9 protein-coding genes are annotated in these 10,799 nt (G+C 68.7%); 2 read left to right on the top strand and 7 right to left on the bottom strand.

The window, feature by feature from the left end:
* From G3N92_RS25385 to urtA, 7 genes are all read right to left on the bottom strand, one after another.
* A partial coding sequence (locus G3N92_RS25385; protein WP_206130350.1) for an FmdB family zinc ribbon protein occupies positions 1-300 on the bottom strand: 300 nt, incomplete at its 3' end.
* A 16-nt stretch (positions 301-316) separates the two neighbouring features.
* On the bottom strand, positions 317-1,555 hold the full coding sequence (gene fmdA, locus G3N92_RS25380) for a formamidase (protein ID WP_206130349.1): 1,239 nt from the start codon (positions 1,553-1,555) through the stop codon (positions 317-319).
* A 48-nt stretch (positions 1,556-1,603) separates the two neighbouring features.
* On the bottom strand, positions 1,604-2,293 hold the full coding sequence (gene urtE / locus G3N92_RS25375) for an urea ABC transporter ATP-binding subunit UrtE (protein ID WP_206130348.1): 690 nt from the start codon (positions 2,291-2,293) through the stop codon (positions 1,604-1,606).
* Positions 2,294-2,309: 16 nt separating this feature from the next.
* On the bottom strand, positions 2,310-3,053 hold the full coding sequence (urtD, locus tag G3N92_RS25370; RefSeq protein ID WP_206130347.1) for an urea ABC transporter ATP-binding protein UrtD: 744 nt from the start codon (positions 3,051-3,053) through the stop codon (positions 2,310-2,312).
* A gap of 1 nt (position 3,054) precedes the next feature.
* Positions 3,055-4,224, bottom strand: coding sequence for an urea ABC transporter permease subunit UrtC (urtC, locus tag G3N92_RS25365; RefSeq protein WP_206130346.1), 1,170 nt, complete (start codon positions 4,222-4,224; stop codon positions 3,055-3,057).
* 63 nt (positions 4,225-4,287) lie between these two features.
* Positions 4,288-5,205, bottom strand: coding sequence for an urea ABC transporter permease subunit UrtB (urtB, locus tag G3N92_RS25360; RefSeq protein WP_206130345.1), 918 nt, complete (start codon positions 5,203-5,205; stop codon positions 4,288-4,290).
* A gap of 83 nt (positions 5,206-5,288) precedes the next feature.
* Positions 5,289-6,557 (bottom strand): urea ABC transporter substrate-binding protein, encoded by a 1,269-nt coding sequence (gene urtA, locus G3N92_RS25355; RefSeq protein ID WP_206130344.1) that lies wholly within the window; start codon positions 6,555-6,557, stop codon positions 5,289-5,291.
* Positions 6,558-6,736: 179 nt separating this feature from the next.
* On the opposite strand from urtA, the gene G3N92_RS25350 reads away from it, so the two are divergent.
* Together G3N92_RS25350 and G3N92_RS25345 are read left to right on the top strand one after the other, a co-directional pair.
* Positions 6,737-10,246 (top strand): ATP-binding protein, encoded by a 3,510-nt coding sequence (locus tag G3N92_RS25350; protein WP_206130343.1) that lies wholly within the window; start codon positions 6,737-6,739, stop codon positions 10,244-10,246.
* The coding region (locus G3N92_RS25345) for a response regulator (RefSeq protein WP_206130351.1) at positions 10,239-10,799 on the top strand (561 nt) is incomplete at its 3' end. The genes G3N92_RS25350 and G3N92_RS25345, both read left to right, overlap by 8 nt.

Genomic DNA, 10,799 nt, shown 5'->3' with positions numbered 1-10,799 from the left:
AAGCCGGCCGCCGCCCCCCGGGCAGGGCAGCGCGGCCGCCGCGCACGAACAGCGGCCGCAGCCGGGCCGGTGGCGGCGGCCGCCGCGCTGGCCCGACTGGGCCGGCGGATGCGCCGCGCGCTCGTTGGTGGCGTGCGCGACGCGCCGCTCGCCGGCCAGCAGCGCCAGCGCGGGAGCGGTCAGCCGCCGCGCGCCGATCGTGCCGCACGCCGGGCACGGCGCGGGCCGGTCGCGCTCGGCGATCGCGCGCATCGCGACGAACGGCCCGCAGGCCTCGCAGTGAAAGTCGTAGATCGGCATGTCGGGCGCTCCGGGCTCAGGCCTTGACGAGGTCGAACGAGATCGGCAGATCGACGTCGCCCGTCACGTGCCGCACCGGCCCCTGCGCGTTCGGCCGGATGTCGAAATCGAAGATCTGCGTGGGCAGCCACAGCGTCGCGCACGCGTTCGGGATGTCGACCACGCCGCTGATATGCCCCTGTACCGGCGCACAGCCGAGCAGCGAATAGGCCTGCGCGCCCGAGTAACCGAACTTCTTCAGGTATTCGATCGCGTTCAGGCAGGCCTGGCGATAGGCGACGGTCACGTCCAGATAATGCTGGCCACCCGATTCGTCGACCGAGATGCCCTCGAAGATCAGGTAATCGTTGTAGTTCGGCGTGATCGGGCTCGGCTGGAACACGGGATTGCGGATGCCGTATTTCTCCATGCCGCCCTTGATCAGGTTCACGCGCATGTGCACCCAGCCGGCCATCTCGATCGCGCCGCAGAACGTGATCTCGCCGTCGCCCTGGCTGAAGTGCAGGTCGCCGACCGACAGCCCCGCGCCGTCCACGTACACCGGGAAGAACACCTTCGAGCCGCGCGACAGATCCTTGATGTCGCAGTTGCCGCCGTGCTCGCGCGGCGGCACGGTGCGCGCGCCCTCGGCCGCGGCCTTCGCCTTCGCGTCGCCGCTCAGGCTGCCCATGTGCGCGGTGGCCGCGAACGGCGGATTCGCCAGCGGCGGCACGCGCCCGGGATCGGTGGCGATCAGGCCCGTCTCGCGCGCGTTCCAGGTTTCGAGCAGCGTCGGATCGGGCAGGCAGCCGATCAGGCCCGGGTGGATCAGCCCCGCGAAGTTCACGCCCGGGATATGGCGCGAGCTGGTGTACATGCCGTGGAAATCCCAGATCGACTTCTGCGCCGACGGGAAATGGTCGGTCAGGAAGCCGCCGCCGTTGGTCTTCGAGAAGAAGCCGTTGAAGCCCCACTGGCTGTCGGCCTTCGCGCCGATGTCGAGCAGGTCCACCACCAGCAGGTCGCCCGGCTCGGCGCCCTTCACGCCTACCGGGCCGGACAGGAAGTGGACGATCGACAGGTCGATGTCGCGCACGTCGTCGGCGCTGTCGTCGTTCTTGATGAAGCCGCCCGTCCAGTCGTAGGTTTCGAGCACGAAGTCGTCGCCGGGCTTGACCCAGCACGCCATCGGAATGTCGGGGTGCCAGCGGTTGTGGACTTGCGCGTTCTCGTAGGCGGACTGGTTCAGGTCGACCTTGATCAGGGTTTCAGGCATTTCGCACGCTCCTCGGTGCTGCGGTGGACGATGACGGCGCGCACGCCGTCAGACGGACAGGTATTCGCGAATGCGGTCGGTGTCGCCGGCCTCGCGGGTACTCTGGTGAACGAAACGGCCGCCCTCGATCACGAACAGCCGGTCGGCCACCTCGAGCGCGAAGCTCAGCACCTGCTCGGACACCACGATCGCGATGTCGCGCGAGGCGCGGATCTGGTTCAGTGCGCGGGCGATGTCCTTGATCACGGACGGCTGGATGCCTTCGGTCGGCTCGTCGAGCAGCAGCACCTTCGGATCGGTGGCCAGCGCCCGCGCGATCGCCAGTTGCTGCTGCTGGCCGCCGGACAGGTTGCCGCCCTTGCGGCGGCGCATGTCGAACAGCACCGGGAACAGCGCGTACAGCTCGTCGGGCACGGTTTGCGAGCGCGCGTTCTCCAGGCCGGTGCGGATGTTCTCCTCGACCGTCAGCGACGCGAAGATCTGCCGGCCCTGCGGCACGTAGCCGATGCCCCTGGCCACGCGCCGGAAGCTCTCGTCCTTCGAGACATCCGCGCCGCCCACCTTCACGGTGCCGCGGCTGGCCGGCAGCATGCCGATCAGCGACTTGAACAGCGTGGTCTTGCCCATGCCGTTGCGGCCCATCACCGCCACGCTTTCGCGGGCGCCGACCGAAAAGCCGATGCCGTGCAGCACCTCGCTCTGGCCGTAACTGACGACGAGATCGTCGACTTCGAGCATGTCGGGTTCCTCCTTTTCAGTGGCCCAGGTAGACGTCGATCACGCGCGGATCCGCCTGCACCGTGGCCATCGGCCCTTCGGCGAGAATCCTGCCCTGGTGCATCACGGTGACCTTGTGCGCGATGCGCTCGACGAACGCCATGTCGTGCTCGATGACGATCATCGAGCGCTGCCGGCAGATCCGGCCCAGCAGCTCGGCCGTGATCTCGCGCTCCTTCGCGCTCATGCCGGCGATCGGCTCGTCGAGCATCAGCAGTTCGGGGTCCTGCATCAGCAGCATGCCGATCTCCAGCCACTGCTTCTGGCCGTGCGACAGCAGCCCCGCCTCCATGTCGAGCGCGGCGGCCAGGCCGATTTCCTCGGCCACCGCCTGCACCTGGTCGGTCACCGCGCTGTCGCGCCGGAACGCCAGCGCGCCGAACACGCCGCGCCCGCGCGGGAACGACACCTCCAGGTTCTGCGACACCGACAGGTTTTCGTAGATCGACGGCGTCTGGAACTTGCGGCCGATGCCCTTGCGCACGCGCCGGAACTCGGCCAGCCGCGTGATTTCCTCGTTGCGGAACTTGATGCTGCCGGCCGTCTCCCGGGTCTTGCCGCAGATCAGGTCGAGCAGCGTGGTCTTGCCGGCGCCGTTCGGGCCGATCACCACGCGCAGTTCGCCGCGTTCGAGATAGAGGTTCAGCGAATCGATCGCCTTGAAGCCGTCGAACGAGACGGTCAGGTCCTCGACCGCGAGCAGGAAGTCGGTATTGCTCATCTCAGGCCTCCCGTTTGGCCGGCTCGCCGAGCCAGCGCCGCAGCCGCGGCCGCGCGTGCGCCTCGTACAGCCCGGCCAGGCCGTTCGGGAACGCCATCACCACGCCGATGAACATCGCCGCCATCAGGAACAGCCACAGGTTCGGGAAGCTCTCCGAGAACCAGGTCTTGCCGAGATTGACGAGGATCGTGCCGAGCACCGCGCCCGCCACCGACATGCGCCCGCCCACCGCCGCGTAGATCACCATCTCGATCGACGGCACGATGCCGACGAACGACGGCGACATGAAACCCACCTGCAGCGTGAACATCGCGCCGCCCACCGCCGCGAGCAGCGCCGCGACGCAGAACGCGAACACCTTGAACATCGCCACGTCGTAGCCGGAGAAGCGCACGCGATCCTCCTTGTCGCGCATCGCCAGCAGCAGCGTGCCGAGCTTGCCGCGCTGCACCCAGCGGCAGGCCAGCATGGCCGCGATCAGCAGCGCGGCGTTGACGAAATACAGCACGTACTTGGCCGGGTTCGACTGGATGCTCCAGCCGAGCAGCGTGCGCAGGTCGGTGATGCCGTTCACGCCGCCCGTATAGCCCTGCTGGCCGATGATCAGCACCGACAGGATCAGCGCCACGGCCTGCGTGATGATCGCGAAATACACGCCGCCCACGCGCCGCTTGAACATCGCGAAGCCCACCACGAACGCCAGCAGCGTGGGCACCGCCAGCACCGCGAGGATCGCGAACGGCAGCGAATGGAACGGCTGCCACCAGCCCGGCAGCGCGGTCAACTGGTTCCAGTCCATGAAGTCGGGAATACCGGGCGTGGTCTGGGTCTTCGTCGAGATCGGATCGGACGCCTCGAGCTTCAGGAACATCGCCATCGCGTAGCCGCCGAGGCCGAAGAACACGCCCTGCCCGAGGCTCAGCACGCCGCCGTAGCCCCAGGCGATCACCAGGCCGACCGCGACGAACGCGTAGGTCAGATACTTGCCCATCAGGTTCAGGCGGAACGCGTCGAGCGCGAGCGGAAACACCACGACGATCAGGATCGCCAGCAGCACGATGCCGGCGTAGCCGGAGGCGTCGGCGCGGCGCGCCAGCGCGCGCCAGCCGCCCGGCTTGGCGGGGGCGGCTGGCGAGACGAGCTCGCCCGCCGCGGATTGGATGGGTTCCATGGTCCTTCTCCGGTCGGAAGTACGGGATGCGGTTGAACGGTCGATGCGATTCGTCGCGGCGCGTCAGGCGCGCCGCACCTTCGAGGCGAACAGGCCTTGCGGGCGCAGCATCAGGATGATCACGACGGTCAGCAGCGTCAGCACGCGCGCCGTCGAGCCGGACAGGAAGAACTCGCTGATCGACTGCATCTGCGCGATGCCGAACGCCGAGGCCACCGTGCCGAGCAGGCTCGCCGCGCCGCCGAACGTCACCACCAGGAACGAATCGACGATGTAGAGCGAGCCGCTGGTCGGCCCGGTCGAGCCGATCGCCGTGAACGCGGCGCCCGCCACGCCCGCCACGCCGCAGCCGATCGCGAACGTCATCCGGTCGGTGAGCCGCGTGTTGATGCCGGCCGCGTTCGCCATCGGCCGGTTGGCCACCGTGGCGCGCACCCGCAGGCCCCAGCGCGAGCGGTACAGCGCGAGCAGCAGCCCGCCCGTCATGACCAGCGCCAGCCCCATCACGAACATGCCGCTGACGGGAATGTCGAGGCCCTGCGACGGCTCCCACGAACCCATCAGCCAGTCGGGCAGTTGCGGGCTGACCTCCTTCGGGCCGAACGTCGAGCGGAACACCTGCTGCATCCCGAGGCTCAGGCCCCAGGTGGCGAGCAGCGTGTCGAGCGGGCGGCGGTACAGATGGCGGATCAGCGCCCATTCGGCCAGCCAGCCGGCCGCGAACGCGATGAAGAACGCCGCCACGATCGCGATGAAGAAATACACCGGCGTGATCGCGTGCCAGACGTTCTGCGCGCACCACGAGAACAGATAGACGGTGTACGCGCCGATCGTCATGAATTCGCCGTGGGCCATGTTGATCACGCCCATCTGGCCGAAGATCACGGCGAGGCCGAGGCCCATCAGCAGCAGGACGCTGAACAGGCTCAGGCCGGCGAAGCCCTGCATCAGCGTGATATTGAAAATGTCGGTAGCGGACATTGGAAACCTCCTCGCGCGGCGGCCCGGGCGGCCGCCGCCATGCGCGTGACGCGGCATGCGGAGCCTCGCGGCCCCGCGCCGGCTTACATGTAGCCCTTCGGGAACGGGTTCGGCTGGATCGGCTCGGCCGATTGCGCCACCACCTTGAACTGGCCGTCCGGCTGGCCTTCGCCGATCATCGAGCGGCTCCAGAGGTGATGGTTCGCATCGACCTTCGCGTAGCCCTGCGGCGCGTTCTTCAGCTCGATGCCGGCCGAGGCGGCCACCACCTTGTCCACGTCGAAGCTGCCGGCGCGCTCGCAGGCCGCTTTCCAGATCCACGGCCCGAGGTAGGCCGCCTGCGTGACGTCGCCGATTACCGCCTTCTGGCCGTAGCGCGCCTTGAACGCCTGCACGAATTTCTTGTTGTTGTCGTTGTCGAGCGATTCGAAGTACTTCATCGACGAGAAGAAGCCCGCGAAGTTCTCGCCGCCGATGCCGAGCACCTCGTCCTCGGTTACCGACAGCGTCAGCAGGAACTGCTTCTGCGGCGTGATGCCGGCCGCCTTGAGCTGCTTGTAGAACGCCACGTTCGAGCCGCCCACCACGGTCGCGAAGATGCAGTCCGGGCGCGCCAGCTTGATCTTGTTCATCAGCGAGTAGAAATCGGTGGTGCCGAGCGGGTAGTACTCCTCGCCCACCACCTTCGCGTGCAGGTGCTGCTCGATGTGGCGGCGCGCGATCTTGTTCGAGGTGCGCGGCCAGATGTAGTCCGAACCGATCAGGAAGAAGCTCTTGGCCTTCTTGGTGTTCGACGCCCAGTCGAGCGCCCAGAGAATCTGCTGGGTCGCTTCCTGGCCGGTATAGAACACGTTCTTCGACTGCTCCAGCCCTTCGTAGAACGTCGGGTAGTACAGCAGCCCGTTGTCCTTCTCGAACACCGGCAGCACCGCTTTGCGCGAGGCCGAGGTCCAGCAGCCGAACACGGCCGCCACGTGGTCGTTCTCCAGCAGCTTCTTCGATTTCTCGGCGAACGTCGGCCAGTCGGACGCGCCGTCTTCCTGAATGATCTGGATCTTGCGGCCGAGCACGCCGCCCATCGCGTTGATCTGCTCGATCGCGAGCCGCTCCGCCTGGATCGACCCCGTCTCGGAGATCGCCATCGTGCCGGTGGCCGAGTGCAGCTGGCCGACCGTCACCGTGGTGTCCGTGACGGCCAGCCGGGTCGTGTTGACCTTGGCCGTCGGCGGCGTCTGCGCATAACCGGCGCGCGGCAGGCCGAGCGCCATCAGCGGCGCGGCGGCGAGGCCGCCGATCAGGCGCCGGCGCAGCGGCGACGGGGCTTCGTCATCGAATCGATCGTCTACGGACATCACATTCTCCTTGTCGGGTCGCACCGCCGGCGAACCGTGGCCGGCGTGTGAGGCGAAATGTAGGAAGCCAAATAAACGATCGGAATACGTCGATTGACGTATATCCCGACCCGTGCCTGGAATGTAACTTGCGTGACGCATGCCTCCCGCCACGGACGCACCAACCTGGATCACCCGAGATGGCATCGACGCACCCGAGCCCCGCACCGGCCCCCGAGCACGCGGCGCGCCCCAGCACGCAGCGCATCGTCAAGGTGCGGCGCGACTACAACGCCTGGGTCGGCGACGAGACGCTCGAGGATTACGCGCTGCGCTACACGCCGATTTCGTTCCGGCGCTGGTCGGAATTCCGGGTCGCGAACACCGCGATCGGCGCGGTGTCGTTCCTCGTGCTGGAGGCGATCGGCGGCAGCCTGGTGGTCGACTACGGCTTCACCAACGCGGTGTGCGCGATCGCGGCCGTGTCGATGCTGATCTGGCTGACGAGCCTGCCGATCAGCTATTACGCCGCGCGCCACGGCGTGGACATGGATCTGCTCACGCGCGGCGCCGGCTTCGGCTATATCGGCTCGACCGTCACGTCGCTGCTGTACGCGAGCTTCACGTTCATCTTCTTCGCGCTGGAGGCGGCCATCATGTCGCTCGCGCTCCAGTTGATGTTTCCGATTTCGATCGGCCTCGCCTACGTGATCAGTTCGCTGGTGGTGATTCCGATCGTGATGTTCGGCATCACGCTGATCAACCGGCTGCAGAGCTGGACGCAGCCGCTGTGGCTCGTGCTGTTCGTGCTGCCCTACGCGGCGATGCTGTGGCACCACCCGGAGCTGCTGCGCGAATGGGCTACGTTCGCGGGCTTCGCGCCCGAAGGCCGCGCGTTCAGCCTGATCGCGTTCGGGCAGGCGGCCACCGTGGTGTTCGCGCTGATCGTGCAGGTCGGCGAGCAGGTGGATTACCTGCGCTTCCTGCCGCCGCTCACGCGCACGAACCGCCGGCGCTGGTGGATCGCGCTGCTCGCGGCCGGCCCCGGCTGGATCGTGCCCGGCGCGCTCAAGATGCTCGGCGGCGCATTTCTCGCGTTCATCGCGATCCAGCACGAGATCGACGTGGCGCACGCCGTGCAGCCCACCCAGATGTATCTGGTCGCCTATCACCTGCTGCTCGACCCGCTCGGGCTGGCGGCCTGGGCCGTGCCGGCCGCGGTGCTGTTCGTGATCGTCTCGCAGTTGAAGATCAACGTGACCAACGCCTACGCCGGCTCGCTCGCCTGGTCGAATTTCTTCGCGCGGCTCACGCACAGCCATCCGGGCCGCGTGGTGTGGCTCGTGTTCAACGTGCTGATCGCGCTGCTGCTGGTGGAGATGGGCGTGTTCGATGCGATCGGCAAGGTGCTGTCGATGTATGCGAACGTGGCGATCGCGTGGGTGGGCGCGCTGTTCGCCGATCTGGTCGTCAACAAGCCGCTCGGCTACAGCCCGCGCGACATCGAGTTCAAGCGCGCGCACCTGTACGACATCAACCCGGTGGGCGTGGGCGCGATGGCGATCGCCGCCGTCACGGCGATGCTGGCGCACGGCGGCGCGTTCGGCGAGCTGGCGCAGGCGATGTCGCCGTTCATCGCGCTCGGCGTGGCGTTCGTCTGCGCGCCGGCCATCGCGATCCTCACGCGCGGGCGCTACTACCTCGCGCGCCAGGCCGAGCCGGCGCCGCTCGGGCCGCTGGCCGCGCTGCGGCGCTGCGCGATCTGCGAGAACGCGTTCGAGCACGAGGACACCGCGTATTGCCCGGCCTACGGCGGCACCATCTGCTCGCTGTGCTGTTCGCTCGATTCGCGCTGCAACGACCGCTGCAAGCCGCACGCGCGCATCGCCTCGCAGCTCGACCGCGCGCTGCACCGGCTGTTCCCGAACGCGCGGCTCGGCGCGACCGGCGTGCGGCTCGCGCATTACCTCGGCATCGTGCTGGCGATGCTGGTGCTGCTCGCGACGGTGCTCTACCTGATCTGGTCGCAGAGCGCCGACACGCTCGCGGCGCCCGGCTCGCCGGCCTGGCGCGAAGTGACGGGCAGCTACGTGAAGGTGTTCGTCGCGCTGTCGCTGATCGGCTGCATCGCCGCGTGGTGGCTGGTGCTCGAACGCGAGAACCGACGCGTCACGCAGGAGGAATCGCAGCGCCAGACCGAGCTGCTGATGCTCGAGATCGATGCGCACCAGAAAACCGACGCCGCGCTCAAGCGCGCCCGCGCCGCCGCCGAATCGGCCAACAGCGCGAAGAGCCGCTACGTGACGGGCTTGAGCCACGAGCTGCGCACGCCGCTGAACAGCATCCTCGGCTACGCGCAACTGCTGCTGCAGGCGCGCGACGACATCCCGCCCGCGCGGCTCAACGCGATCCGCACCATCCACCGCAGCGGCGAGCACCTGCTCGCGCTGGTCGACGGCCTGCTCGACGTGGCGCGCATCGAGGCCGGCAAGCTGCAACTGAACGTCGCGCCGATCGCGCTGCCCGAATTCCTCGCGCAGATGACGGCGATGCTGCGCCCGCAGGCCGTCGAGAAGGCGATCGAATTCGTCGTGCAGCCGGCCGGCTGGTTGCCGCCCACCGTCAAGTCGGACCAGAAGTGCCTGAGCCAGATCCTGACCAACCTGATCGGCAACGCGATCCGCTTCACGCAGACGGGCGGCGTGACGCTGCGCGTCGGCCATGCGCTCGACACGCTGACGTTCGAGGTGATCGACACCGGCCCCGGCATTCCGGCCGACCAGATGGCGCGGCTGTTCCTGCCGTTCGAGCGCGGCGAGGCGGCCAGCGCGCACGATCACGGCGCGGGGCTCGGGCTGACCATCTGCAATCTGCTCACGCACGCGCTGGGCGGCAGCCTCGACGTCGACAGCGAGGTCGGGCGCGGCACGCGCTTCGTCGTCAAGGTGTACGCGCCGGCCGTGCGCACCGCCGCCCCGGCGCGCACCGAACTGGCCGACATCCGCGGCTATCGCGGCGCGCGGCGCACGCTGCTGATCGTCGACGACCTGCCCGACCAGCGCGCGATCGTCGTGCAGATGCTCGCGCCGCTCGGCTTCGAGATCGTCGAGGCCGGCAGCGGCATCGACGCGCTGCGCTGGCTCGGCACGCGCGCGGCCGACGCGATCCTGATGGATATTTCGATGCCCGACATGGACGGCTACGAAACCAGCCGACTGATCCGCGAGCGGCGGATCTCGTCGGCGCCGATCATGCTGCTGTCGGCCAACGCGTTCGCCGACGATCGCGAACGCGCGATCGCGATCGGCTGCGACGACTACCTCGTCAAGCCGGTGCAGGTGCCGGTGCTGCTCGACAAGCTCGCGGCGCTGCTGCGCCTCGAATGGGCGCGCGCGGACGCGGTGACCGAGGCGAGCCTGGACGATGCGGCCACGGATCCGGCGTCGCCGGCCTACGTCGAGGCGTTGCCGACGCCCGCATCCTCCACGGCAAACGACGCCCCGTGCCTGCCCCGCTCGATGCACGCGCAACTGAAGGCGCTGCTCGACGTCGGCTACGTGCAGGGCCTGATCGAGGCGCTCGACGCAGCCGTGGCCCGACGTCCGGCGCTGGCCGCCCCGCTCGCCGCGCTGCGCGCACGCGCCGAACTGTTCCAACTGAAGGAATTCGAGCATGAGCTTGACCGCCTCCCGCTCGGCGCCGATGACTGACGCCGCGCGCCCGCTCCCCGACGCCGCCCTGCCCGGCGTGCTCGGCAACCGCCCGGTCGTGCTGATCGTCGACGACACGCCCGACAACCTCGCGCTGCTGTCCGACACGCTGCGCGCCGACGGCTACGCGGTGCTGGTCGCACTGAGCGGCGACGACGCGCTGAAGTGCCTCGCGCGCGTCACGCCCGACGTGGTGCTGCTCGACGCGATGATGCCTGGGCTCGACGGCTTCGAGACCTGCCGGCGCCTGAAGCTCGACGCGCGCCACGCGCACCTGCCGGTGATCTTCATGACCGCGCTGGCCGAGAGCGAGCACGTGGTGCAGGGCTTCCGGGTGGGCGGCATCGACTACGTGACCAAGCCGGTGCGGCCCGAGGAGGTGTGCGCGCGGATCGCCGCCCACGTGCAGCGCTCGCGCGCGCAGCGCTACGCCGACACCGTGCTCGAGCTCGATGCGCGCGCAGCCGTGATCGTCGACGGCGGCGGCGCGATCCGCTGGCAGTCGGCGCAGGCCGCCACGCGGCTGGCCGGCTACGGCGGCGACGGCGGCGGC

Source organism: Burkholderia sp. Ac-20379, from assembly GCF_017104645.1.
Taxonomy (GTDB): Bacteria; Pseudomonadota; Gammaproteobacteria; order Burkholderiales; family Burkholderiaceae; genus Burkholderia.
The sequence above is the reverse complement of the archived record's forward strand: the minus strand, read 5'-3'. Positions and strand labels throughout refer to the sequence as shown.

Coding starts and splice junctions, on each gene's coding strand:
- fmdA (WP_206130349.1), bottom strand. CDS start 1,555: ATGCCTGAAACCCTGATCAAGGTCGACCTGAACCAGTCCGCCTACGAG.
- urtE (WP_206130348.1), bottom strand. CDS start 2,293: ATGCTCGAAGTCGACGATCTCGTCGTCAGTTACGGCCAGAGCGAGGTG.
- urtD (WP_206130347.1), bottom strand. CDS start 3,053: ATGAGCAATACCGACTTCCTGCTCGCGGTCGAGGACCTGACCGTCTCG.
- urtC (WP_206130346.1), bottom strand. CDS start 4,224: ATGGAACCCATCCAATCCGCGGCGGGCGAGCTCGTCTCGCCAGCCGCC.
- urtB (WP_206130345.1), bottom strand. CDS start 5,205: ATGTCCGCTACCGACATTTTCAATATCACGCTGATGCAGGGCTTCGCC.
- urtA (WP_206130344.1), bottom strand. CDS start 6,557: ATGTCCGTAGACGATCGATTCGATGACGAAGCCCCGTCGCCGCTGCGC.
- G3N92_RS25350 (WP_206130343.1), top strand. CDS start 6,737: ATGGCATCGACGCACCCGAGCCCCGCACCGGCCCCCGAGCACGCGGCG.